At 67.2% G+C, this 23839-nt stretch carries 28 protein-coding genes; 17 read left to right on the top strand and 11 right to left on the bottom strand.

Features of this window, described 5'->3' with window-relative positions:
* Positions 1-96 precede the first annotated feature (96 nt).
* The 5 genes from JJ685_RS03650 (at position 97) to JJ685_RS03630 (ending at position 6183) form a co-directional block, all read left to right on the top strand.
* Positions 97-303 (top strand): DUF1127 domain-containing protein, encoded by a 207-nt coding sequence (locus JJ685_RS03650; protein ID WP_201672793.1) that lies wholly within the window; start codon positions 97-99, stop codon positions 301-303.
* Between the two features lie 385 nt (positions 304-688).
* Positions 689-1147: a (2Fe-2S)-binding protein gene (locus JJ685_RS03645; RefSeq protein ID WP_201672792.1), complete on the top strand. Its 459-nt coding sequence runs from the start codon at positions 689-691 to the stop codon at positions 1145-1147.
* Positions 1148-1157: 10 nt separating this feature from the next.
* Positions 1158-3380 (top strand): xanthine dehydrogenase family protein molybdopterin-binding subunit, encoded by a 2223-nt coding sequence (locus tag JJ685_RS03640; RefSeq protein WP_201672791.1) that lies wholly within the window; start codon positions 1158-1160, stop codon positions 3378-3380.
* 33 nt (positions 3381-3413) lie between these two features.
* On the top strand, positions 3414-5129 hold the full coding sequence (locus JJ685_RS03635; protein ID WP_201672790.1) for an FAD-dependent oxidoreductase: 1716 nt from the start codon (positions 3414-3416) through the stop codon (positions 5127-5129).
* 307 nt (positions 5130-5436) lie between these two features.
* Complete coding sequence (locus JJ685_RS03630; protein ID WP_201672789.1) at positions 5437-6183, top strand: class II aldolase/adducin family protein; 747 nt, start codon at positions 5437-5439, stop codon at positions 6181-6183.
* A 79-nt stretch (positions 6184-6262) separates the two neighbouring features.
* On the opposite strand, the gene JJ685_RS03625 is transcribed toward JJ685_RS03630, so the two are convergent.
* Positions 6263-6877: a LysE family translocator gene (locus JJ685_RS03625; protein WP_201672788.1), complete on the bottom strand. Its 615-nt coding sequence runs from the start codon at positions 6875-6877 to the stop codon at positions 6263-6265.
* 347 nt (positions 6878-7224) lie between these two features.
* Here JJ685_RS03625 and JJ685_RS03620 point away from each other — a divergent pair, with 347 nt between their 5' ends.
* Positions 7225-7851, top strand: a complete 627-nt coding sequence (locus tag JJ685_RS03620) for a LysE family translocator (protein ID WP_201672787.1) — start codon at positions 7225-7227, stop codon at positions 7849-7851.
* A gap of 146 nt (positions 7852-7997) precedes the next feature.
* Here JJ685_RS03620 and JJ685_RS03615 read toward each other — a convergent pair whose 3' ends face one another.
* Positions 7998-8801 (bottom strand): sterol desaturase family protein, encoded by an 804-nt coding sequence (locus JJ685_RS03615; protein WP_201672786.1) that lies wholly within the window; start codon positions 8799-8801, stop codon positions 7998-8000.
* Positions 8746-9654 (bottom strand): alpha/beta hydrolase family protein, encoded by a 909-nt coding sequence (locus JJ685_RS03610; RefSeq protein ID WP_201672785.1) that lies wholly within the window; start codon positions 9652-9654, stop codon positions 8746-8748. Before JJ685_RS03610 ends, JJ685_RS03615 begins: the two co-directional genes overlap by 56 nt.
* Positions 9655-9728: 74 nt before the next feature.
* On the opposite strand from JJ685_RS03610, the gene JJ685_RS03605 reads away from it, so the two are divergent.
* A complete protein-coding gene (locus JJ685_RS03605) occupies positions 9729-11348 on the top strand; it encodes an alpha/beta hydrolase (RefSeq protein WP_201672784.1) in 1620 nt (539 codons plus the stop codon).
* 111 nt (positions 11349-11459) lie between these two features.
* Here the strand turns inward: JJ685_RS03605 and JJ685_RS03600 are convergent, their stop codons facing one another.
* Positions 11460-12698: a DUF3443 domain-containing protein gene (locus JJ685_RS03600; RefSeq protein WP_201672783.1), complete on the bottom strand. Its 1239-nt coding sequence runs from the start codon at positions 12696-12698 to the stop codon at positions 11460-11462.
* 11 nt (positions 12699-12709) lie between these two features.
* A complete protein-coding gene (locus JJ685_RS03595; RefSeq protein ID WP_236598666.1) occupies positions 12710-13180 on the bottom strand; it encodes a DUF2844 domain-containing protein in 471 nt (156 codons plus the stop codon).
* A 258-nt stretch (positions 13181-13438) separates the two neighbouring features.
* On the opposite strand from JJ685_RS03595, the gene JJ685_RS03590 reads away from it, so the two are divergent.
* Entirely contained in the window at positions 13439-13888 is a 450-nt protein-coding gene (locus JJ685_RS03590; protein WP_330901699.1) for a PsiF family protein, read from the top strand.
* A gap of 77 nt (positions 13889-13965) precedes the next feature.
* On the top strand, positions 13966-14538 hold the full coding sequence (locus JJ685_RS03585) for a hypothetical protein (protein WP_201672782.1): 573 nt from the start codon (positions 13966-13968) through the stop codon (positions 14536-14538).
* A 167-nt stretch (positions 14539-14705) separates the two neighbouring features.
* On the opposite strand, the gene JJ685_RS03580 is transcribed toward JJ685_RS03585, so the two are convergent.
* From JJ685_RS03580 to JJ685_RS03570, 3 genes are all read right to left on the bottom strand, one after another.
* Positions 14706-15491 carry a transporter substrate-binding domain-containing protein gene (locus JJ685_RS03580; RefSeq protein WP_201672781.1) on the bottom strand — a complete coding sequence of 262 codons (786 nt, stop codon included), beginning with the start codon at positions 15489-15491 and terminating at the stop codon, positions 14706-14708.
* 110 nt (positions 15492-15601) lie between these two features.
* Positions 15602-15997 (bottom strand): tripartite tricarboxylate transporter substrate-binding protein, encoded by a 396-nt coding sequence (locus tag JJ685_RS29615; protein WP_330901698.1) that lies wholly within the window; start codon positions 15995-15997, stop codon positions 15602-15604.
* Between the two features lie 82 nt (positions 15998-16079).
* Positions 16080-16526, bottom strand: a complete 447-nt coding sequence (locus tag JJ685_RS03570; RefSeq protein ID WP_201672780.1) for a helix-turn-helix domain-containing protein — start codon at positions 16524-16526, stop codon at positions 16080-16082.
* 119 nt (positions 16527-16645) lie between these two features.
* Between JJ685_RS03570 and JJ685_RS03565 the strand changes: the two genes are divergently transcribed.
* The 3 genes from JJ685_RS03565 (at position 16646) to JJ685_RS03555 (ending at position 18831) form a co-directional block, all read left to right on the top strand.
* Positions 16646-17251, top strand: coding sequence for a tyrosine-type recombinase/integrase (locus JJ685_RS03565; RefSeq protein ID WP_201672779.1), 606 nt, complete (start codon positions 16646-16648; stop codon positions 17249-17251).
* 208 nt (positions 17252-17459) lie between these two features.
* Positions 17460-17951 (top strand): hypothetical protein, encoded by a 492-nt coding sequence (locus tag JJ685_RS03560; protein ID WP_201672778.1) that lies wholly within the window; start codon positions 17460-17462, stop codon positions 17949-17951.
* Between the two features lie 574 nt (positions 17952-18525).
* Complete coding sequence (locus tag JJ685_RS03555) at positions 18526-18831, top strand: hypothetical protein (RefSeq protein ID WP_201672777.1); 306 nt, start codon at positions 18526-18528, stop codon at positions 18829-18831.
* 415 nt (positions 18832-19246) lie between these two features.
* On the opposite strand, the gene JJ685_RS03550 is transcribed toward JJ685_RS03555, so the two are convergent.
* Positions 19247-19480, bottom strand: a complete 234-nt coding sequence (locus JJ685_RS03550) for a hypothetical protein (RefSeq protein WP_201672776.1) — start codon at positions 19478-19480, stop codon at positions 19247-19249.
* Positions 19481-19991: 511 nt separating this feature from the next.
* Complete coding sequence (locus JJ685_RS03545; protein ID WP_201672775.1) at positions 19992-20369, bottom strand: DUF4345 domain-containing protein; 378 nt, start codon at positions 20367-20369, stop codon at positions 19992-19994.
* A 438-nt stretch (positions 20370-20807) separates the two neighbouring features.
* On the opposite strand from JJ685_RS03545, the gene JJ685_RS03540 reads away from it, so the two are divergent.
* The 5 genes from JJ685_RS03540 (at position 20808) to JJ685_RS03520 (ending at position 23245) form a co-directional block, all read left to right on the top strand.
* Positions 20808-21077, top strand: a complete 270-nt coding sequence (locus tag JJ685_RS03540) for a DUF2164 domain-containing protein (RefSeq protein WP_201672703.1) — start codon at positions 20808-20810, stop codon at positions 21075-21077.
* A gap of 325 nt (positions 21078-21402) precedes the next feature.
* Positions 21403-21591, top strand: a complete 189-nt coding sequence (locus JJ685_RS03535) for an alpha/beta fold hydrolase (RefSeq protein ID WP_201672774.1) — start codon at positions 21403-21405, stop codon at positions 21589-21591.
* 40 nt (positions 21592-21631) lie between these two features.
* On the top strand, positions 21632-21895 hold the full coding sequence (locus JJ685_RS03530) for a VF530 family protein (protein ID WP_201672773.1): 264 nt from the start codon (positions 21632-21634) through the stop codon (positions 21893-21895).
* Positions 21896-22018: 123 nt separating this feature from the next.
* Positions 22019-22291 (top strand): hypothetical protein, encoded by a 273-nt coding sequence (locus tag JJ685_RS03525; RefSeq protein WP_201672772.1) that lies wholly within the window; start codon positions 22019-22021, stop codon positions 22289-22291.
* A 45-nt stretch (positions 22292-22336) separates the two neighbouring features.
* Entirely contained in the window at positions 22337-23245 is a 909-nt protein-coding gene (locus JJ685_RS03520) for a hypothetical protein (protein ID WP_201672771.1), read from the top strand.
* On the opposite strand, the gene JJ685_RS03515 is transcribed toward JJ685_RS03520, so the two are convergent.
* Positions 23223-23717 (bottom strand): hypothetical protein, encoded by a 495-nt coding sequence (locus tag JJ685_RS03515; RefSeq protein WP_201672770.1) that lies wholly within the window; start codon positions 23715-23717, stop codon positions 23223-23225. The genes JJ685_RS03520 and JJ685_RS03515 overlap by 23 nt on opposite strands.
* Positions 23718-23839 lie beyond the last annotated feature (122 nt).

The following is a 23839-nucleotide window of genomic DNA, read 5'->3' as shown; positions in this document are numbered from 1 at the left end:
CATTGCAATCGAAATGAGAGTGGCCGCGCGGCGAAACCGGCGCGCAACGCCCTCCAGGTGCAATGAAGCTTGGTCCACTTCCCGGGGGACATGGTGATGGACGATCTCTTGCGTGGCGGCAAGCCGCGCCGTGAACCGGCTGCGGGGCCGTTCGACCGCGTCCTGGCGACGCTCAGGGAATGGCATCGGCGTGCCCGCACGCGCCGGGAACTGGCTGGTTTCGACGACTACCTTCTTCGCGACCTCGGGGTATCGCGGTCGCAAGCCCAGTTCGAGAGCGGCAAGCCTTTCTGGCGGGCCTAGGAGGAGCGATGGATCCGTTGAGCGCAAGGTTGCTTTTATGGATCGGGGTGAGCCTGATCAGCCTCGGGGCTGCCGCCGTGATCATCGTGGCCGAAATGCGGGACCATGCTCGCCTGTACGGCGAAGCGGGTGCCTTTTCCCCCATGGAGCGATGGCCAGCAGAGCCGATGTGCTTGGCCTGTGACGACCCTGAAGTCGCACAAGCCTCTGCCGCAAGGTGTCAACCGACACGTGACGAGCCGTGATGCGACCAGCCGATGCTTTTTGACATCGCCGGATCGCACGCCATTTATGCCCGACGCGGGCAGGGGCATGCAGGCGCGCGCACGATACCGCCCGTGCGCGCTTGCCAGAATCGCGCCTGCTTCTCTAGCGGAGGGTCACGATGAGCACACTGAACATCAACAACAGGACCGTCCAGGTCGATGCGGATCCCGCGATGCCGCTGCTCTGGGCGCTGCGCGACACGCTGGGCATGACCGGCACCAAGTTCGGCTGCGGCCAGGCGCTGTGCGGCGCCTGCACCGTCCACCTGAATGGCCAGGCGATCCGCTCCTGCGTGACGCCGATCTCGGCGGCCGAGGGCCAGAAGATCACGACCATCGAGGCCGTGGGCGAGGACCGCGTGGGCCAGGCCGTGCAGGCCGCCTGGATCAAGCATGACGTTGCGCAGTGCGGCTATTGCCAGAGCGGTCAGATCATGAGCGCCGCCGCGCTGCTGAAGGCGAAGCGCAAGCCCACCGATGCCGACATCGACCAGGCCATGGCCGGCAACATCTGCCGCTGCGGCACCTATGCCCGCATCCGTGCCGCCATCCACGACGCGGCCCAGCGACTCGCCTGAGGAGGACGCCATGCACTTCGATTCCGCCGTCGCCGCGGACCTGGCCAAGGTCCTCTCGCACCGCCTGCCCACCCCCGGTGCGCCGCTGGAGCGCCGAAGCTTCCTCAAGCTGGCCGCCGCCTCGGGCTTCGCGCTCGGCATGTATCCGCTCGCGGTGCCGGCGCAGGGCTCCGGCGAGCTGAAGCCGACGCAGCAACCGTCCGCCTTCGTGCAGATCGATCCGGACGGCACCACCACCGTCACGATCAACCGCCTCGAGTTCGGGCAGGGCGTGCAGACCGGCCTGCCGATGCTGCTGGCCGAGGAACTCGACGCGGACTGGAGCAGGGTGCGCAGTCGCAACGGCAACGCCGACCCGGCTTACGTGGACCCGAAGTTCGGCATGCACCTCACGGGCGGCTCCAACTCCATCCAGAACTCGTTCACGCAGTACCGCGAGCTAGGCGCCCGCACGCGGGCCATGCTGGTGGCCGCAGCGGCGCAGCGCTGGAAGATCGATGCCACGAAGCTGCGAACGGAGAACGGGTTCGTCATCGGCCCCGGCGGCCAGCGTGCCGGCTACGGCGAGCTGGCCCAGGCCGCGATGGCGCTGCCGGTGCCGGCGAGCGTCACGCTCAAGGACGCCAGGCAGTTTCGCCTGATCGGCAAGCCCACGCGCCGCCTCGACGCCCAGGCCAAGTCCACGGGGCGCCAGTCGTACGGCATCGACGTCCGCCTTCCCGGCATGCTGACTGCCGTGGTGGCGCATCCCCCGGTATTCGGCGCGCGACTGAAGTCCGTGGACGACAGCGCCGCGAAGTCCATGCGCGGCGTCAAGGTGGTGCTGCGCATCCCTACCGACCGCGGCGGCGAAGGCGTGGCGGTGATCGCCGACGGCTACTGGCCGGCCCGCCAGGCGCGCGAGGCGCTGAAGCTGGAATGGGACACGGGCGGCGTGGAGCGCGCCGACACCGCGCAGCTGCTCGCGAAGTACCGCGAACTCGCGCGGCAGCCGGGCAAGTTGCGCTTCGATGCGGACCTGTCGCGGCTGGCAGCGGCGCCGCACAGGATACGCGCGGAATTCGCCTTCCCCTATCTCGCGCACGCGCCGATGGAGCCGCTGAACTGTACCGTCGCCTTCGACGGCCAGCGCGCGGAGCTCTGGATGGGAACGCAGATGCCCGGCCTGGACGCGGGCGCCGCGGCCCGCACGCTGGGCGTCTCGCCCGAGGCGATCAAGGTGAACACGCAGATGGCCGGTGGCGGCTTCGGCCGGCGAGCCATCCCGAGCAGCGACTACGTGGTCGAGGCCTGCCAGGTCGCGAAGGCGGCGCGCTCCGCCGGCATCGCCGCGCCCGTGCGCACGCTATGGAGCCGCGAGGACGACATCAAGGGCGGTTATTACCGGCCCATGCACGTGCACCGCGCCGAGATCGGCTTCGACGCGCAGGGCAACATCCTTGCCTGGGACCACGTCATCGTGGGCCAGTCCATCACGAAGGGCTCGCCCTTCGAGGACTTCATGGTGAAGGACGGCATCGACGCCACCGCGGTCGAGGGCATGAAGGAGCCCTACGCGCTGCCCATGCGCCTGACCGTCCACCACCCCGACGTCAACGTGCCGGTGCTGTGGTGGCGCAGCGTGGGCTCCACCCACACCGCCTACGTGATGGAGACGCTGCTGGACGAGGTGGCGCGCGCCAGCAAGCAGGACCCGGTTGCACTGCGGCTGCGGCTGATGGAGGGCAAGCACCCGCGCCACGCGGCGGCGCTGAAGCTCGCCGTTCAGAAGTCCGGCTACGGCACGCGCAAGCTGCCGCCGGGGCACGCCTGGGGCGTGGCCGTGCACGAGTCCTTCAACACCGTGGTGGCCTACGTGGTCGAGGCCTCGGTGGCAAAGGGCGTGCCGAAGCTGCACAACGTCACGGCGGGCGTGCACTGCAACCTGGCCGTGAACCCGCTGAGCGTCGAGGCGCAGATCCAGGGCGCCGCGCTGATGGGTCTGGCCACCTGCCTGCCCGGCAACGCGATCACGCTGAAGGACGGAGTCGTCGAACAAGCCAATTTCGGCGACTACCGCGTTCCGCGCATGCCCGACATGCCGCGCATCGCGGTGCACATCGTCCCGAGCTCCGACGCGCCCACCGGCATCGGCGAGCCGGGCCTGCCGCCCCTGGCGCCCGCTTTCGCGAATGCGATCGCGCGGGCGAGCGGCGGCACGGCGCCGCGCGAGCTGCCCTTCCCGCAGGCCTGAGTGGGGATGCGGGGCCTGCCCAGCTCGTCAACCATGACGTCCGCGGACGCGCCTGCCGCCCCGACCGCCGAAGCGCGGCGCGCGCAGATGTTCCCCATTCTGTCTGCGGAAGAGATCGCGCGCATGCACCGCTTCGGCCAGCTGCGGGACTTTTCCGATGGCGACCCGGTCTTGCGGACGGGCAGAGTGGGCTCCGGAGTCCACGTGGTGCTCTCGGGGGCCCTTCGCGTCACCGGCCGGGATGGCCACGGCCATGATTTCCCGGTGGTCGAGCACGGATCCGGCAATATCGCAGGGGAGTTGGCCCAGCTCTCGGGCAGGCCGGCGCTGGTCGATGCGTTTGCAGTGGGAGAGACCCGGACGCTCGAGATCAGCCCCGCGCAGCTGCATGCAGTGCTCATCGCCGAGGCCGCGCTCGGCGAAAAGCTGATGCGGGCGATGATTCTCCGGCGCGTGGCGCTGATCGAGGCGGGAGCGGGCGGACCGGTGCTGATCGGCAGCGCTTCCTCACCCGACGTGGCCCGCCTGCAGAACTTCCTGCGGCGCAACGGAACTCCCCATGTCGTGCTGGAGCCGTCCACCGACCGCGACGCGCAGGAGTTCGTGACACGCTATGCGGCCGGCCCGCAGCAGCTGCCGCTCGTGGTCTGCCCCAATGGAGATGTGCTTCGCAACCCGAGCGACACCGAACTGGCGCGCTGCATCGGGATGCTGGACATGGGAGCCACCGACTCGATCTACGACGTCGCGATCGTCGGCGCCGGGCCGGCAGGTCTCGCGGCGGCGGTCTATGCGAGCTCCGAAGGCCTTTCCGTGCTGGTGATCGATGCACGTTCACCCGGCGGCCAGGCGGGAGCGAGTGCCCGGATCGAAAACTATCTCGGCTTCCCGACGGGCATTTCAGGCCAGGCGCTCGCGGGACGGGCCTACACCCAGGCGCTGAAGTTCGACGTGCGGATGCTGATTCCGGCGGAAGCCGTGGGTTTCGACTGCCTGTCCTCGCACGGGCACTATCCCATGAGCGTGCACCTGGGCGATGGCCGCACGGCGCATGCGCGCGCCGTCGTCGTCGCCACTGGCGCCCGCTACCGACGTCCCGAATGCCGCAACCTGCAGCAGATGGAAGGACGCGGTGTCTGGTACTGGGCGTCACCCATCGAAGCAAGGATGTGTGCCGGCGAAGAGGTGGTCGTGGTCGGAGGCGGCAATTCCGCCGGACAGGCTGCCGTGTTCCTGTCCTCGCATGCCAGCATGGTGTGGATGCTCGTCCGGGGTCCGGGCCTGGCGGCCAGCATGTCGAAGTACCTGATCGATCGCATCGCGGCGACGCAGAACATCCAGTTGCTCACGGGGACACAGATCGCGGGCCTGGAGGGTACCCGCGAGTCGGGCGTGACGGCGGTCACGTGGCGCAGCCGCGAGCCGATGCGCTCCCAGACGCGCTCGCTGCGGCATGTGTTCCTCTTCCTCGGCGCCGATCCGTGCGCCGAGTGGCTGAGGAATTGCGCCGTCGCAGTGGATGACGGGGGCTTCGTGACGACGGCACACGATCCCGCACTTCCGCTGCAGACCAGCGTTCCGGGCGTCTTCGCGATCGGTGACGTCCGGGCGGGATCGGTCAAGCGCGTGGGGGGCGCGATCGGCGAGGGAGCTGCCGTGGTGGCGCAGATCCATCAATTCCTCGGAGCAACGGGCGTGGCGACGACACGTCGTACCCCCACGCATCCAGCCGGTGCGGGATGGCGTTGAAGACCTGCGTCAGCCGCCGGCCGGCCTCGCGCCGGCCCCTGGATTCGCTGGCTGCAACCGCGTCGCCTTACTTCAGCAATTGCCGCGCCGCGACCCCCGTCGCCGGGAGTTCTGCAAACACACATCCACGCCCAAGCGCCTTTAGAAGGCCACCTCCGCCACCGGATCCTGGAAGCTGTAAGCCAGGGCGGGTCCCATTCGCTTGAGATACCCTCCTGTGCCGGCGCCAGCCTTGGGCGGGCACATCTCCACGTTCTGGAATGTGAGGCCGCCGGATCTGAAGTGAATTACCGAAGGAGCACGAGCGATGAACCAAGCCGACGACGAAACGTGGCGCGCGCGCGTCCATCTGGCTGCGGCGAACCGCCTCGCGGTCTACGACGATCTGGAGGAGGGGATCGACAACCACTTCACGATGTGCGTACCCGGCCAGGAGGACCGCTACCTGGTGCTGCCGTTCGGCCTGCACTGGTCAGAGGCGAGGGCTAGCGACCTGATCGTGTTCAACGAGGCGGGTGAGGTGCTCGAAGGCAGCGGCAGTCTGGAATTGAGCGCTCTGAGCATCCACGCCCCGCTGCACAGGATGACCGGCGCAAACGTCATCCTCCACACCCACCAGACCTGGGCGCTGGCGTTGAACATGCTGGAGGACAACCGCCTGCTGCCCGGCAGCCAGACGGCCGCATTCCTCACGCGGAACATTGCCTACGACGACGGTTACGCCGGACTGGCCGCTTCGCTGAGCGAAGGGGAACGCCTTGCGTCCATCTTGGGCGACAAGCAGATCATGTTCATGAGGAACCACGGTGTCCTTGTAGTGGGCGACACCGTCGCGCAGGCGTACCGGCGCCTGTACAAGCTGGAGCGTGTTTGCCGCGCGCAGATCCTGGCCATGTCCACCGGCCGCCCACTCGCGGTCTTGGACGAGGCCATGGTGCGGAAGGTGGAGACGCCGAACCCCCGCAACAGCCACACGCAGGCGGAGCGCGAAGCGCTCTATTTCGCAGCCATGATGCGTGTGCTGGACCGGGAGATGCCGGGATACGCGGACTGAGACCGCATGCTGGTCGCCTGATACCGACCACCCCCCCGATTCGCTGGTGCGATCGAAAACGGATATTGCTTCGCGCGGATCACACGGTCGCCATCCAGGCCGCCGTTGCCAGCAGCACCGTCGCCAGCCCGCGATTGAACCAGAGCAGGCGGCGATTCTGCGCCAACCAGTCGCGCAGGAGCGAGCCTGCCGCCGCATAGGTCAGGTTGCTGCTGAAGGCGAAGAACATCATCACGACGCAGATGATCGCGAGACGCTGCCCCGGATTGTCCGATGGCTGCCCGCCCGCGTTCACGACCCAGCCAGCGGTGAGGGTGAGTGCGAGCATCCAGGCCTTGATGTTGACGAACTGGAGACCGATACCCTGCAGGAAGCTCACGTCCAGGCGGCGTTCGTCCACTTGGCGCAGCGACGACGCTCGCGCGAGCCGCCAGGCCAGCCACAGCATGTAGGCGACGCCGACTACCTTCACGCCCCAGCGCAGCGTCGGGACCCCGAGGACCAGCGCGCCCAACCCGAGGCCAGAGGCAAGCATCAGCAACGTCCAGCCAGTGGGCACGGCCAGGCAAAACCGCATGGCCCGCCGAAGTCCATGGTTGGCGGCGAGCGCGGTCGACAAGGTCGTGTTCGGCCCTGGCGAAAAACTCATGGCCGTACAAAAGAGAAGCAACGTGGCCAACTCTGACGTATTCATGGGAGGAAACTCGCCCGCGCATTCATGACGCCGGACTCTACGTGATCGAACTGGACAGGATCACTACAGTTGACCGGTGCACGGATTCATCCGTACTGCTCATCTGCCCAATACACGCTCCCCTATGGAACGGTTGCATCGGGTCGTTCATTGCCGTCCCTGGCTCTCGTGTCCCTCTGAACGAAAAGCGCGTCAGGGCAGGCACGGTCCATAAGCAGTCATTCACGTGAGGGGCAGACGTTGGCTGAGCCCGTCAAGCGGACTGGCCGTGCCAGGTTATCCGCGGCGTTTCAGGTGATCCCGCAGATTCGGCGGATACTTCAGGTTAGCCCCCTTCGACGAAGCCCATGTCCATCGAACTTTGGCTCGCCTTTGCCGCGGCATCGGCAGTCCTGCTCATCATTCCTGGCCCGACCATCCTGACCGTCATCAGCTATTCCATGGCTCACGGACGGCGCGCGAACATACCACTCGTGGCAGCCGTGGCGCTAGGCGATTCCACGGCACTCGTAGTGTCGCTCCTCGGGTTGGGCGCCCTTTTGGCTACTTCGGCCTTCTGGTTCACCATAGTCAAGTGGGCCGGCGGGCTGTATTTGCTCTATCTCGGTTTCAAGTTGCTTCGTGCGGGCATCTCCTCCTCCGAGTTGGCTGGACCAGCGGCCCCGAGTTCACGCTGGAGGCTGTTCGCTAACACCTATCTGGTCACTGCCCTCAATCCCAAAGGAATCGTCTTTTTTGTAGCCTTCCTACCGCAGTTCATCAACCCGGTCGCGCCAGTCGCGCAGCAGCTCTGGGTCTTGGCCAGTACGTTCGTGATCATGGCGACACTCAACGCCACGCTGTACGCGGTGTTCGCAGCGTCGGCCCGACGGCTGTTGTCTTCGCCTCGGACACAGCGGCGCTTTCACCTGGCGGGTGGGTCCTTGTTGTCAACGGCGGGTGTGTGGGCGCTGCTAGCTCGGCGAGTTGCATGAGGGCAGCTAATTCCTCCATCGAGTGGACGGGCAAAAGGCCGTTTCGCGCCCCTTGACCCGTCGCTTGTTTCGAACGGTAGCTCGAGCTCCTGTCGCCGGAGACGGCGCGCGTTGGGTCGTTCTCGGCCTGCGCCACAAGAGCGGTATCACTCGCGTCGTGCCTCTTGCGGCCTGAGACGCCCGCCGGATCGTGCGTTCCGTGAGGGCAGGCGATCCTGCGCCGTCCGCGGCCGCGATACGTCGCGGAACATGAGCATCTCGGTGATCCGCGCCGAGGCGCCATCGTAGAAGCCCAGGGCGGGACGCGGTTCACCGGCCGGCGGGTTGCGCAAGGTACCGAACAGCAGGTCCCACAAGGGCAGGTTGGCGTAGTTGAAGGCGTGCAGCCCGCGCTCGTGGTGAACTGCATGGCTCTCGGGCCGCTGCACCAGCCAGCCCAGCCAGCGTGGCGTGGCCAGGCGGGCGTGCTGGAACACCGCGCAGAAGGTGGTCAGGGCGCTCGCGGCCGCACCCGCGGCCGGGGTGAGCCCGAGCACCGGGTACAGCACCACGTTGGAGAGCGTGAGAAAGAACGCCGCGTCCAGCGGGTGCAGGAAGTACGCGCCCCAGGGGTCGAGCGACTCGGCGCTGTGGTGCATCTGATGGCCGAGCCGCCACAGGGCGTCGAAGCGGTGCGCGCAGCGGTGATACCAGTAATGGCAGAAGTCGTACACCAGCATGCCCACCAGCGCGCCGCCTGCGGTGCCGAGGCGATCGCCCGGCAGCAGGCTCGCACCCGCGAACACGGCCTTGTAGGCCGCTCCTGCCACGAGCGACAAGGCGAAGGTGACGGCCGTCACGGTCGCTGCGCGCAGGCGCCAGCCGGGAGTGCCGGTCGCGCCGGGCGTGAGGACCTCAAGGAGCAGGAAGAGGGGCAGGATCGCGAACGTCAGGATCTCGAGCGTGGTCATCGGTGACTCCGGAGAGGAAGTGGTGGGAACGGGGGTCCTCGGCCAGCCAGGCGAGCAGGGCGTCCTCGACGCCCGCGCTCTGGCGCGCCCAGGAGAAATGGCGCTTCCAGGGTGCATGCGCCAGCAGGCCGGAGACGGTGACGCGCCGCACACGCGCGGCGGGGAGATGCGCGAGCAGTTCCAGCAGCGCGCCTTCCGGTGCGATCGGGTCGTTTCGGATGGAAAGAGCGAGCACGGGCAGCCGTACCTCGCGCAGCGCCGACCGCAGCGCTTCGGCACCGCGCGCGCTGCCTTCCAGCCGGTATTGGCCCGTGCGCGCGTTGTGGCGCCAGTCGCGCATGAAGCGACGGCTCTGTGCGCCGCCGAAGCCGACGCGATCACCGGGGTACCACGGAAGCAGCGCTGCGAGGGTGGCGATGGCATGCACGGCGCAGCAGGCCTGAAGGCGTCGCCCGGCAGGCCAGCTGCGCCAGTGCGCCGTGCCCGCGGCGACCAGCACGAGCCCGTCGAGCGCCGGCGACAGCTCGGCGCTCGCCAGGACGGCGAGCTGCCCGCCCAGGCTGTGGCCGGCCAGCAGGATGCGGCCCTGCGGGAGTTCCCGCCGCGCCGCACGCACGGCGTCGGGCAGCAGCTCCTCGACGATCTCGCGGTAGCCGTAGTCGTCGCCCCGCCGCGCGCTCAGGGGACTGCTGCCCTGGCCCGGCATGTCCAGGAGGCGCACCGCGATGCCGGCTGCGCGCAGCCGCGCGGCGAAGGGCTCGTAGAAGGCGGCGGCCACGCCCATCGCGGGCACCATCAGCAGCAGCGTCGGCGGCTCCGCGTGTGGGGAAGAAGAGGAGGCGGTGGGGTCCATGGTGCGCAGGGTAGGGGGCAGGCGTCCCTTGCGCGTCCCTGTTCAGGCGACGGCCGGGCGTGAACAATGCCGCCATGGCTTCCGCCTCTGCCTCCCCCCTGCGTCTGCAGGTCTTCGGTGTGCCGTCGCTTGCCGACGGCGCGCGGCCCGTGCGCCTTGCGCTCAAACGCGGCCTTGCCCTGCTGGCGTACCTGGCGCTGGAAGGGCGGCCCCTGCCGCGCGAGCACCTCGCCACGCTGCTGTGGCCTCAGGCGGAGGCAGACACGGCGCGCACACGCCTGCGCCGGCTCCTGTACCAGGTGGAAGACCTGTGCGGCCGCGACCTGCTGGAGACCCGCGAGGGCAGCGCCACGATCGCACCCGGTGCGCTCGTCTGCGACGCCGTGGAGTTCCGCCGCATGGCGCAGCAGCTGGTCGGCGGCGGGACGCCGGGGTTGCCGCTGGCACAGCTTCATGCGCAGGTGCTGGCCGCCTGCGAGCCGCTGCTCGAAGGCCTGTCCTTCGGCTCGGAGGCGTTCGACGAATGGGCGGCGGCTCAGCGCACCGAGCACCAGCACCTGCTCGCACGCGCGCTCACGCGCATCGCCGAACTGCAGCGCGCCGCTGGCGCGCTCGGTGATGCCGGGGAAACGCTGGAGCGGCTGCTGCGGCTGGACCCCTTCTGCGAGCCGGCCTACGCGCTGCGGATGGCCCTCTGCGCGGAAGCGGGCGACGCCGCGGGGGTAGAAGCGCAGTTCGCGCGCTGCGCGGAAGCCCTGCGCGCGGAGTTCGGGTGCAAGCCCTCGGCCGCGACGGAGGCGGCGTACCTGCGCTGCAGTCGCCAGGCCGCCGCCCCCGCCCCGGGTGCGACCGACGAGCCGCCGGCACTGGACGTCCGGTTCGCCCACGGCCCGCAAGGCACGGTGGCCTATGCGCTGATGGGCGCCGGCAGCGAGGCGCTGGTCCTGATGTCCGGCTTCGTGTCCCACATGGAGATCGCCTGCGAGCATCCAGGGATCCGGCGCGCGCTCGCGGCATTGGCGCGCCGCTTTACCGTCGTGGTGTTCGACCGCCGCGGGCTGGGCCTGTCCGAACGGCTGGATGCCACCGGCAGCGTTGCCGCCGCGGCCCGCGATGTGCTCACCATCCTCGACGCGGCCGGAATCGAGCGGGCCTGCTTGTTCGGCGCGTCCGAAGGCGGGCCGGCCGCGATCGAGCTCGCGGCCACGCAACCGCAGCGCATCAGCGGACTCGTGCTGTTCGGCGCGATGGCCCGCGGCAGCCGCGACGAGAACTATCCCTGGGCGCTGCGGCCGCAGGATTTCGACCGTTGGATGCAGGCGCTGGTGGACGGATGGGGCGGCCCCGCCGCCATCGAGACCTTCGCCCCGACGCAGGCGCGGGATCCCGCCACCCGCGCCTGGTGGGCCCGCATGCTGCGACACGCGGCCACGCCGGCCAGCCTGCGTGCCGTGCTACGCGGGCTGCGCGAAGCCGACGTCCGGCCGCTGCTCGCGCAGGTGCGGCAGCCTGTGCTGGTGATGCACCGGCGCGGCGACCGTGCCGTGCGCCTCGGCGCCGGCGAGCACCTGGCGCGCTGCATCGCCGGTGCGCGTTTCCTGCCGCTGGAAGGCGACGACCACTGGTGGTGGGTGGGCGACGTCGACACCGTGGTCCGTGAAATCCTCGCCTTCCCGGGGGCGGCGCCGCGCTGAGTGCGAGAGAACAGCCTGCAGTTGCGCTGTGCGTCCTGTCGACCGCGGTGGAACGAGCGTGACCGCACCGTTCGCGTCCGCGGCATCGGCCCATGAGGCGTGCCGCTGGGCTCAAAAGCCCCAGTAAGGGCCCGTGCCGAAAGGTGTGGACGCGCCCTGGAAGGCAACGAACACGGTGCGACCGAAGAAGAAGGGCAGCCCCCAGTCGAACGCGCGCGCTCCCAACTGGCCTGCGAGGTGCGCGGCGGCCGTCGCCTGCGGTAGCGAAGCGGCGTTTTCGACCGAGAAGGGCACGATGCTGCTGGTGCCGTTGACGCCAGTGACCGTAGCGCTCAGCGACAAGGCAGGGGCAGGGCAGTAGAAGCCGCCGGAGCAACTGGTGATCGTTGCGTCGCTCAGGAAGATGCCGTTGGAGCCGCTGTCGATGAAACCCGTGAAGGTGCGGCTCTTGTAGACCGTCGTGAAGTTGCCCGCGGCATTGGCCGTGTACACCTGCGCGCTGCCAAGCTGGTTGTTGGACGCGGTCCCCACGCCGAAGATCAGCAGGCCGGTGGCGCCGGGCACGCCGCCCAGGGGCACTTCCGGCAAGACGATGGCCACGCCGTTGTTGTCTGTTGTGAAGGCAGGCACCGGGTTGGCGACCTGTGAGGCGAGCGGCGCAATGGTGGAAACACAGCTGCCAGCCGTGGGACAGGAGAAGTACACGCCGGGGGCGGCGCTCGTGTCGCAGGCGCTGCCGCAGTCCTGGCGCAGAAAGCCCACGCCCAGGATGCCCTTCGCACCCGCGCCCGCGCCGATCGAGGGCCCGGTGTTGCTGCAGTCCGTCGGTACCGTGGCGACGGCGGGCGTGGTCTCGTTGACCACCTGGACCGGCACATCCAGCGCCGTTTCGCCGCCGATCCGCACGTCTGCCGTGTGCACGCCGCCCCAGGCGAAGCCGCTCACGAAGCCGGCGCATTCCGCGAGGGGCGCGCCGCTCGGTGCGGCCACGGCCGGCAGGGCCATGGACGCGGACAGTGCGGACGCCGCGATGCGCAGGCCGTAGGAGCCGGTGTCGACCATCACGTGGTCGATCGTCTGGCAGGTGGACGATCCGGGCACGCACAGCGTGACGCTCACGAAGGGTGTGTTGATGGCGCTGCCGTCGGTGCCCTGGTCCACGACCAGCGTGACGACATTCGCCGCCGCGGGCGGGGCCGGCAGCGACACTGGCGACGTCGCTGGTGTGCTGCCGCTCGTTGTCCTGCTGCTGCTGCTGCTGCTGCTGTCGCCACCGCCGCCACTGCCCCCGCAGGCGGACAGCAGCACCAGCAATGCGAGCGCGCCCCTGCGCATGAGTGCCTGGGGCATGCGCCGCCCCATCATTTCATCTCCTGCGTGTCGAACCCGGCCGGCAGCCGGGACGGCAGCCAGGCGCGGCCTTCGAAGGCGCCCATGTGGCCGCCGGACTGCACGACGAAGTCGCTGGCCTGGATGTCCACGCTGGAGCGGTTGGCTTGGCGCTTTCCGGCGCCATCGTGCAGGCGGTCGAAGTGGCGACCCAGCAGGCGCTTGAGATCGGGCTTGAAGGGGCCCGACCAGGACAGTGCGAACACTGCACCGGTCGCGTCCACGAACTCGTGCACCACGGTGCCGGACTTGAGCGTGCGGCTGACGTCGGCATAGGCCACGCCCTCTGAAGTGTTGGCGGCGGTGCGCTGGACCCTGGCCGCAGGAAAGTCGGAGGGAGCGCCGTCGAGGGCGGAGCAGGCGGCGCCCGTCACCAGGGCCAGCAGCACTGCGGCCGCTCGCGGCGCGAGGCGCGGCCAGCGCGCAATGAGTGTGTTCGGCATGCGTTGCGGTTTCGGCACGATCGCCCTCCCGTTCGAACCAGGAGCACGGGCAGCAAGAGCGCCCGGCCGCGCCGAACGGCCGGTGGACCGCCCGCACTCCGGGAAGCCGCGCGCGCCAGGAGTTCACGCCGGACGCGGCAAGACGTCGCGCGCGCCGCCAGTGTCGGCCCGCACGACTGACTCTCACCTGACCCGCCCCGCTTGGTTGACCTCCCTCAACTGCGGCAGTCCAGCCGGCTTGCCTGTCCCCGCGGGGCCGTGATCGCCGTCGGCGCTCAGGCGACAGACAAGAAGGAGCCGACACCGCACCAGGAGCTGATGACCACCTGCAACGCCGAGGCATTGAAGGGACAGGACAGCAACAAGTTCGTGTCCACCTGCCTGTCCGACGGGAGGAAGCACCAAAACCATGTGATGAAGTCCTGCTACGCCGCGGCCGAACACAAGAAGGTCACCGAGCGCGAGAAATTCATGGCGGAGTGCCTCAAGAACTGGGATTCGAGCCTGAACCTTGCATGCTGCATGGGATTCATGCGGCTTTCCGGCGGGCCACTCCCGTCATCGCCATCAATTGCTGTCGCACCCTCCGGCCGTGACCTGGGCGGTGTTCATGATCCGCATTCGGCCATAACCGGCCGAGTCCCTCACCCTACGGTCGATCTGAAGGCGCTGGAGTGCATCAGAAATGGGTGCTGGCGTAAGTGGTAGCAAGACCGGCGAGCTGCTCGTCACAGGAACAGCCGTGGTTTACTGTGGTCAGTCATGCCGCAAAACCGGACCCCTCGATGAAGGCGAGAACATTGCTTGGCCTTGGCGTCGCGATCGCTGCCGCAATCGCGGGCGTCGTGTTGCTGGGTCGAAAAGAGAGCCTACCATCTCACTTCATCTATCTGCTAGATCAGCGCGATGCTTCCAGCACGCCATGGGAGCCACCACCGCTCATGGTCAAGCAGTTGGAGCAGACCTACGACGTCAAGGTGCTGGTCCGCCCTGCAGGCCTCATGAGGCAGTGGGGAGCTTACGAAGCGATGTTCGAGGAGTTTGATAGCGCACCAGGCTCCACGCCGCAGTGGCCCCTATTCTTTGTGCTGGCGAAGCCATATACCGATACGAAGAAGCAGCTACGCGCCGCCATAGACGAGCGCGCCTCATTGCAAGGGGCGAGGCGGGCGCAGTTGCTGGAGCGCTTGATTATGGTGCGCGACACTGAGGGGCTCGGCCGGGGCAACGAGTGCGGGCAACTGCGCGATGACATCGTCTATGCAAGGTGGCAGTTCTTGGGGATCGGTCTCCTCGTTCACGGCGGGACAACCCAGGAGCTTGAGAAGTGCCTTGCAACATCGGGACACCCCAGGTGACGCCTGACCGCTCACGCAAGCGGCGATCCGCCTTTCTTGATGCTTGGTGCCTCTCGAGTGCAGTCCCACGTTCTGTAGAAGACAACGGCAGGAGTCGGCCAACACCGGCCGTTGCACCGGAAGCGGCGCGTCCTGAGTGGACCGGTGCCGCTGCGCGTGCCGCGGGACTATTTCACCGCCGCCAGGCCTTGCACGCCGCTGGCTGCAATGGAACGCGCTATGAAGCCGGACGCCACCAGGTCGGTCACGAAGGCTTGCAGGTAGGCCGCGGCCGTCGGTCGATTGCGCGGCGTGCCGAGGCCGTGGTTGACGATCATGAAGTTGCCTTCGACCATTCGCGCTTCCGGCAGCATTGCCATCGATTCGAGCAACTGCGGCTTCAGAGCGGCGAGTGCATCGGCGCCCCTGGCATTGAACAGTTCGACGGCTGCCGGGAAGCCCTTCGGCCGGATCAGGATCGCATTGCGCACGGTGCGCGTCAGGTACAGCTCGTACCCCGCCTTTTCGGACGCTGCGATGCGCACGCCGGCGCCGTCGACCTGCGCGGCCGCGCGCAGCGGCGAATCCTTGTGCACGACGTACGTCGCTTCGATCTCCGTCATCGCTGGCGAAAAGGCGATGGTGCGCGCCCGCGCCTGCTCGATGGCCAGCACGGCGACGTCCCATGCGCCCGACTCCGCCGCGTCCGCAACCTGGCCCGGCGTCTCGTAGACCACGAACTCCACGGGCACGCCCAGCCGGGAGCCGAGCTCACGCATCAGGTCGACGCTGACACCACGCAACGCGCCATTGGCGGGATCCTTCTGCGTGAACAGTGCATTTCCGAGGTTCATGCCGGCGCGCAGCTTGCCCGAAGGGGCAAGCTCCGAACGGACGGCGTCGGTGACGGGGGGAGGGGTGGCGCAGGCGGAGGTCAGTGACATGGCGAGCGCCACTATAAGGAATTTCAGCATCTGCGCGCCTCCGGTCGTGCGGCCCCGTGCAGTATTGCGCTTGGGAGCCGGTTGCGCAATGGAGGACTCGCGCCCGAAGGGCGCGCACGCGAGGGGCCGCTCTACTCCACCTATACTTTGGCACTCCGCCCCAGATCCACCCAGAATCTGCCGACGTCCACGAGGAACTTCTGGAAGTCCTCCGGCGAGCGCGAGAGCGACACCTCGGTGCCCTCGCGCGCGAGGATTGCCTTCACCGACGGCTGCTTCATGGCCGTCGTCGTGGCTTCGTGGATCTTCCTCACGATGGCCGCAGGCGTGCCGACCGACACGAACATTCCGTACCAGAACTCGAGGTCGTAGTCGGGCAGTCCCGCCTCGCGCATCCCGGCCACGTCAGGCACCAGCGGGGAGCGCTCACGCGTGCTGACGGCCAGCACGCGCAAGCGGCCGCCCTTGGCCTGCGGCAGCACGGAGGGCCAGGTTCCGAAGGTGACCTTGAGCAGCACTGCAATAGGGTAACTCACCGCAGCTGGTTGCACGAGAACAAGGGAACGCCAGTGTGTGCCCGCCGTCCGGCCGCGCTGGTCTCGTAAGTGTACGTTGCGCCTATTTGGCGGCGCGAAGCGCCTCGAGCCTCGCCGCTGTTTCGCGCTTGCCGATTCCCCGGATCGAGGCGATTGCCTCCAATTGCCTAGCGCGGGGTCGAGCTTCGCCAGATTCCCATTTGTAGATCGATTGGCCGGTAACTCCGACTAATGCTCCAAAATCAGCCGCTGAAAGCCCGAGCTTCTTTCGAGTCGCTGCCAAGCGTGCTGCGCTGAACCGGCGGTGCACAGCGGCCAAATCGCCCGCCGGATCAGCAGACGCCGGTTTCGACGACATCTTCGTCGCTCTCTTTACCTCGCGCTCCAACCCATCAATGCGGCGGCGCAAGGCGGCAATATGCGTTCGATATTGAGCCGAGGCTCTTTTGAAGTCCTCGGTTTCGCTCCTTGCTTCCTTACGCGCGATGCGAGAGATCTCGGACTTTAGGACGATGGCTATGTTCGGCATCATCCAATCATATGATAGACCGACCCGCTACTCCACAAACAAAGCGGGCGTAACCTTCCCTGGAGGGGAGGGATAGCGTTATCCGCCCGGCATGGTGTGCCTTTTCGGAAAGGGCTGCCATGCGCACTCAACACATCCCGTGGAACAAGGGGCGACTGCTTGGTCAGAAGCCGCCGTTGAAGCCGAGAGAGATATGGTCCATTCGGATTCGTCTCCAACTCGCCGGAAAGGCGCGGGACCTGGCGCTGTTCAATTTGGCGCTCGATAGCAAGCTGCGGGGCTGCGATCTTGTTTCTCTAAGGGTTCGCGACGTCTTCTTAGGCAGCGCGGTGGCACCTCGTGCAATAGTCATGCAGCAGAAGACGCGCAGGCCGGTGCAGTTCGAGGTCACTGAGGCGAGTCGTGACGCCGTGGCGGCGTGGGTTTCCGGCGCCCAGTTGCGGTCAGGCGACTGCCTCTTTCCAGGTAGAGCGAAGGGCACCCACTTATCATTGAGGCAGTACGCCCGAATCGTGAAAGGGTGGGTCGGATGCATCGGGCTGGACCCGAGCCGGTACGGGACAAACTCGCTGCGCAGAACCAAGGCGACGCTGATCTACAAGCGAACGAAGAACATTCGCGCTATACAGCTACTCTTGGGACATTGCAAACTCGAGAGCACGGTCAGGTATCTCTGGATCGAAATTGACGATGCGCTGGAGATCTCAGAGCAGATCGACATTTAGGCTGGCGTCGGCCATCAGCGGCCCATTCGGAGAACCGGACATCAATCCCTCGATGAACGCAGCCCTCCGGTCCTTGCATCGTGGATGTTGACGGCGGCACTCTGAGGGGTATGCATGGGCACGATGGTGCCTTGGATGTTGGGACTTGGCCGGGTAGAAATAGCCTGTCCGGCAGGCGCGTGTCTGCCCAAGGAGTTGGGAAAACGTGATGGAAATCATGCAGTCCTGGTTGGCCGAGTACGCAGGTGAATTGGCCTTGATCGCGCTTCTCGTACTCACGGGCGCGTATCGGGTGCTCGCGTGGGTGCACGCCTATCGTCACCGGGCAGACGCCTGCCGGGATGTCCTGTGCGCTGCCTCCGAGGTGGCGCGCATCGCGGCGCTGATCGAGCGCGAACTGGACCGGGTGCAAGACCATCCGAAATGTCAGGCCTACCGGCTTCGGTGCGCGCGCCTTCGCGTGCGCGCCGACCTGGCCCTTGCCCACCCGGGGTGCGTTCAGCGGCTCTCCTTGCGACGCGTCCTGCGCGCCTTGAGCCGGTTCCACAGCGACCTCCGAAAGCTGAAACGGTTCCGGGTGGAATTTTTGGCGGCAGCCTCCTCGTGGGAGTGCGCACGTGATGCGCGCGCGCGACAAGCCACAACGGCGCGGCGCGGGAAGGCCACGCTGCGGCATGGGTACTTGCTCGCAAGGTCTTGAACGGTGATCCGCGGCGCACGACCGGACGCTCCCAACACGGACCGATTCCTTCAAACTCGCTCAGCGCTCAGTCGATCGTGACTGCGTCGCGATGTCGTGCACTTCTCCCCTGAACGAGTACCTGCTGCTGTCGCGAGGCCAGTGGGATTCCGACAAGTCGCCGCAGGAGCCCCAGCCGCAATCCGGATTCCGGCCGACCGCTGATTCACGGCCGCCATCCGCACCGAGATCCCGTCGGCCCCTGAGGCTAGGGCCCTGGACAAGACACGGCAGCACGCTGCGCCCGGGAGGAATTCGGCGTCCGGCCGCATTGGCCTGCTTCTTGAATGGCTCCTTCCACTAACAGGGACTGTGTGTCTCGCCGCCGCTTGGCAGACAGCTGCGAAGGGGCGCCGCGGTGCGCACCAACGCTGCACGCAGCATGCGCGCTTCAGGGGAAGGACTGATAAAGATGTACCGCGGATTTCGCAGGCGCGGGTGGTTGGGGTCCGGGGAAATTGACCCGGCTTTGGGGACGGCGGGGTCGCTGCGACCCAGGCCCGGTATTCGGCCACGCTGATCCAGGAGTCTCGAAATGCTTCTGGCCCTTTTGTTCTGGAACCTGCTGCTCGCCCTCGCGGCCTCCGCCTTGTTTCAGCGCGCGACCGCAGACGAGATGCCGGCTTTGCGCCTGCGCCGCTATGCGGTCACGGCCGCCGCCCTTCTGGTCGGTGCCGGCGCCGGCGTGCTTTCTCGCTGCGTGCTGAACTGGCGCGGAACGGCAGACGAGATCTGCCTGTCGTTCCTGCCGCTAATGGTCACGGTACCTTGCACGGTGTGGGTCCTGCTCGGAGTCACGGTGGAATGCCTGTCGGCGCGCGAGGCCGCAGGAACGCGCTGACACGTAAGCCAGCATCGCGGCTTGCCTGCCCGGCGAGCCGTGGCGACCCGGAAGCGCAGGCTCAGGCCGTTTTGGCGCCTCGCCGCCCGCTTCGGTGCGGAGTCCCTCTTCGCTCGGCAAGGAGTCTGACCCGCGCGCACTCCTCCATATGGCCCTCGTTGATAGGGAAGGTCACCTCCCCGTCGGGACCGAGGGCCATTCCTTCGGCGGCCCTGAAGTGCAGAATGCCTTTCGCCGCCGGTGTGTCGACCAGGTGCCGGGCACCAGCGGACCCATGGGCATCGATGCGAGGTCGCCAATCAAGACGGCGAGGTTTCCGTATACCGCTGGTGACTCGACGACTTCGAACGTGATCGAGCGGAAGGGTACTGCGCGACGAGCGGATTCCCTGCCCGAAGGCCGGCGCTTCTGCGTCTTAGGTGGGTCCTTGCAGCCAGGTCATCACCCGCGCGTAGAGCACCTCGGAAAGCTCACGCAACGAGGCGACCCGCTCACGCTGACTCGTCAATTCATCGGGACCGATCTCGAAGACCGTCAGCCGGCGACAGAGATCGACCAGCTTCGCCTCCTCGATGAGGAGGCTGCTGTGCGCATTGGCCCATTCGTTCAGGGCGAAGTCCGTGGCAGTGTTTTGCAAGGGAGAGCACATGAGTATGCATTCCTTCCATGGCAATCCGGAAGCATGTTGTTACGCTAATGTGGCGTGATTTCCCCGCAGCAGAAAGCAACGAGAGTTCTGGAATGGCGGCACCAAGGTGCCGATGTGGGTGAGAGGCCGGAAACCAGTCCGAGGGCGCGGCGTGCGAACGCACACGCTCGCCGCAGCTGTACCGCGTTGCAGGAATGGGCGGGGCCCAGCTGGCGCCAAGCGTGCAAGTGACCGTCGGCAAGCGGGCCTGTCGACTGTGCCACCAGACGGCAGGTCTACTTGAGCGCCGCTCTCGGCCAGAACGTGCAGCCGTTCAGGAATGTCTTACATCGCATCCTGTGCGCCTCCTCGACGCTGTCGTTCCCGCTGGTGATCGCCAGCTTTTCCGGTGCCTAGAGCTTCGCCCGATCGCCTAGTTGTGAGCGAACGGCATTGCAGTCTCGTTCGAACCGGTTGGCGAAAGGTGGTTTGATACTGCCGGGCGCCCTGGCGTGCGTACCCCGGGTACGCTCTAGCGGCTCGCTTGCGCAGCGGCCAGCACCCAGGGCAGCACCAATTCCGGGGCGAGGTAGCCAAGCCACACTCCACGAGGCTCTGGCAGGCCCACCTTGCTCATGGACAGTAGCCGCCCGCAGCCCGCCACGAAGACGCCGGCTGCGATCAGGTAAACCAGCGTGCCCTGCTGCCGCACGGTGACGGCGGCCCAGGCGCAGATCACGCCCATCGAGAGGTAGATGCCCGCCATGAAGCGGTGAACGTTGTCCAGTCGCGCGGTCGTATCAGGCTGTCCGAGCAGCATCTGCACGCAACCGCCGAACATGCCGATCGCCGCGAAGGCGAAGAGGCAAACCCGCACGATCCATTCACTGGAAGAAAGCGGTGCGTCCATGGCATCCTCCGGTTCGAAAACACATCAGGCGTCTCCCTGCGAGTGCAAAGGGCCGCTTCATCCCTGCGAGGTTCTGCTCGATCAGCGTGGCATGGGCCCCGCTAACCCGCTCGGGGTAAGCGGGGGATCCACCGCACGGCGTACGAGGACATCGTCTGCGCGCGGGCTCGCCGGCATCGTTCCCTCAAACCCGAGCTGTTCAGGCCATTGTCCTGAACGTACGCGTCGACGACGGGAATCAGGTGGTCCTCTGTGCTGTAGTCGTCCAGGCACTCCGGCGACGGTGTTACCTGGTTCTCTGGCACTGCGCTCCGCACACCGAGGCAGCGGCACCTCCGGTGCAAGTTGCCGGAGTGTACGAGCTCAGCTCACCTCGAGCCAGTTCCGCCGCTCATTGGCTGGTGTGGGTCGGAAGCAGATGTGCCTCAAAATGCGCCGATGATCGAACTACCCAAGGAAGCCCGTCAGCAGGCTGTCGCTTCCATCGAGCGGTACTTCCTCGAGAGCATGGAGGAGAGGATCGGCAACGTGGCGGCCGGCGGGCTGCTCGGCTTCTTCCTCGAGGAGATTGGGCCCGCTATCTACAACCAGGCGGTGCGCGACGTGCAGGAGCGATTGCGGCTGCGCGTCGACGAAGTCGATCTCGAGGTGCACGAAGAGGAGTTCGCGTACTGGAAGAAGTTCGACCAAAGGCCGAAGCGGCGTTGATTCGTAGAGGACCGCTCTCGGCCAGAAGCAGCCATCACCGTCCGCCACGTACCGCCTCGCTTGCGCGGCGTCGAGGGTAGGTGGGCGCCTGATCGAAGGTGGGCGCGGCGCGAGGCGCCCGCGGGTTCTCGCGGGCGATTTGGGGCACGTCGCGGCGAACGAGCTCGGTCGCGGCGACTCGGTCGCCCTGGTTCCGTTGCTGGTCGCGCGTGCTTGGCTGCACCAGTTCGAAAATCTCCCCCGGATGGGGCTGCCGGTGCTTCGGCGGGAGTCGCTCCTGGTCGCTCGATGAACGCTCTCGTTGTGGGTCAGGATGCGCCGGTGGATGAGCGCGCGGTTCTGGGCGCGACGTCCGATCTGTGCCATCGCCTTGCGCGCGCGTTCGAACCGCCTGCGGCCAAGCGTGAAGGCCGACAACGTCACGGAAGGCATCGTCCCCGACTCCGGCCACTGGATCATGGAAGAGAACCCCGGCGCCACGATCCAGCTGCTGCGCGAAATCCTGTCGCGCTGAGCGGGCGCGCGGCCAAGACAGCCGCCGTCAAAATGCGGCAATGAACAGCTCTCCGCCCCGCTCCGCCAAGCCGCGCGACCCCTTGCATGGCGTGACACTGGAGGCCATGGTCACGGCACTCGAGGCTCGCTACGGGTGGGCCGGGCTCGGGGTGCGCATACCGGTGCGCTGTTTCACGCACGAACCAAGCGTCGCTTCGAGCCTGAAATTCCTGAGGAAGACGCCCTGGGCTCGCGAGAAAGTGGAAGGCCTGTACCTTTTCATGGTGCGTGATGCAGGGCGCAGCGGGCCAGGGGTTCTGTGAAGGGAGTCGTGCCCCTGACGCAGATATCACGCCGAAAGCCGCACGTGCGCATGCAACGTGTATCGTGTGGCACGTCCTGGCCGCCGGTCAGCTTCCATCAGGCATCACTCGAGGTTCAAGCAAATGGCGTCCATACAACCCTCCACCACCGGAACCGCCGAAACACAGGCTGAGGCTGAGGCCAGGCTTGGTGAGGCGCAGGCCAGAATGAAGGCGGCCAGTGAGCGGCACGCTGCCATCGTCGCCGCAACGAGCCGCCTGGGCGTGACGCCAGGGGAGCGCCGGCTGGCGCAGTCGGAAAGCAAGAAGGTGGATCACGAAATGCGCGCCGCCAGGCGCTTGCTCGCCCAGGCGCAAGCGGCCGCCGACGCGACTAAGGTGAGCAGCACGCGCTGATGGCGACAGTCGGCTCGGGGTCTCGTCTCGGCCGATCGGCGGAGCTTGTTCTCTCCCCTCTGCATCGATTGCATCCAGGACAATCCCGTGATGCCCTCGGTGCCAGCACATCGCATCATTGCCGCCAACGCGTACTGCGTGCCCCAGCCCTTCCGGGCCTTCGCGGTTCGAAGTGACGAGCCACTGCACGCCTTCGACGCACGCGCGCCCTACGATCGCGTCCATGCCGTACGCGCCGGTTTCCTGGCCCCCGCAACCTTGGCGAGCCTGGCGGCGGAAGGCTGTGCGCGGGTAAGGGCAGAGGATTTCTCCGAAGTCGAATATGCCGCCACGACGCTGCAGGACTTGACCGCCGCCGCACCCGGCGCCGCCGACCTGGTGGGGAGCATTGCCGGCGGACTACAGTTGACGGGTGTGCTGGGGGACGACCCCGTCGACTACCGGAGCAGCGTCGCCACACGCATCGACTACCTCGCGTCGCGCGGCGCGGGGTTCCACAACGACGTGCGGGGGCGCTGGTCCCGATGCCTGTTCTGGATCCTCGCGCTGGACGCTGCCAATGTGAACTTCGTGATGCCCCACGCGGGCGTCGAGTTGGCGTTGGTGCCAGGCGACCTGGTGGTCTTCGACCAGACCCTGGCCCACGGGCTGTGCCGTCCAGGCGATGGCCTGGCGGCGGTGGAGGCGTCTTTCCTGGCGGGGGACGATTGCCGCCAGATGTTTCTGACCGGCGAAATCGCGCTCACCGATGCGCAGTGGGCGGCGCTAGGCGCGCCGTGGCTTCCGGTCGAGGAGCACGAGCGCCGCGGCGCGCTCGATCTGATGGTGGCGGAGTTCGACGATCGCAGCGGCGCCATCAAGCGCCCCGGCGAGCTGCGGCACTGCATGAAGCGCAGCACCTGCTACGTCGACGACTCCGTCCTAGAGGCGCTCAGCGCACCGCCCGGGCGCTGAAGCCTGCTTCCGCCCAGGCGCCTGCGCTTGCGCGCGTCAGCTTGAAGCCGGGCGAGACATTCGCCTGCCCAAGCACTTCGCCATCAGCGTCCGCTGCCCGCAGCACGGCGGACGGAGACTCTTCATCCGGGGTGATGTCCAGCGTGACGTTCACGCGTCCGCCATCATGCGAGATCTCGATCTGCTGGTGCAGCGCTGCATGCAACTGCTGTTCGTGCCGGCGCACGAACTCGGTGGCGGTCTTCACGAGCGTGTTGAAGGCGGCGGAGTCCAGCGGCTTGGGGTTCTTCTTGTCCCGCCCCATGGTCCAGGGGCCGACCAGCGCCGGATCCACCTGGCCATCGGGCGTCATGGCCACGGCCCAGCCATCGTCGTCCTCGTTCTTGATCACTTGGGCCGTCCAGCCGTTGTCTTTCCAGAGGCGTGCTTCGTGAATAGCCGCTTGTCCGCGGCCGCTGTCGATTTCGTCCATGCGGGATTGTCGCGCCAAGATCCGGGCCGGCGATGAAAGCAGGTCCCGCGAGCTCTGCGCCGCTGAATGCTCCGGCCGGAGTGGTTCCGAAAATGAGCTGCAAATGGCGCGCTTGACATCGC

Origin of the sequence: Ramlibacter monticola (genome assembly GCF_016722785.1) — a bacterium.
In the GTDB taxonomy this organism is placed as follows: Bacteria; Pseudomonadota; Gammaproteobacteria; order Burkholderiales; family Burkholderiaceae_C; genus Ramlibacter; species Ramlibacter monticola.
Note: the sequence above shows the minus strand (reverse complement) of the source record. Positions and strands in the feature narration are given on the sequence as shown.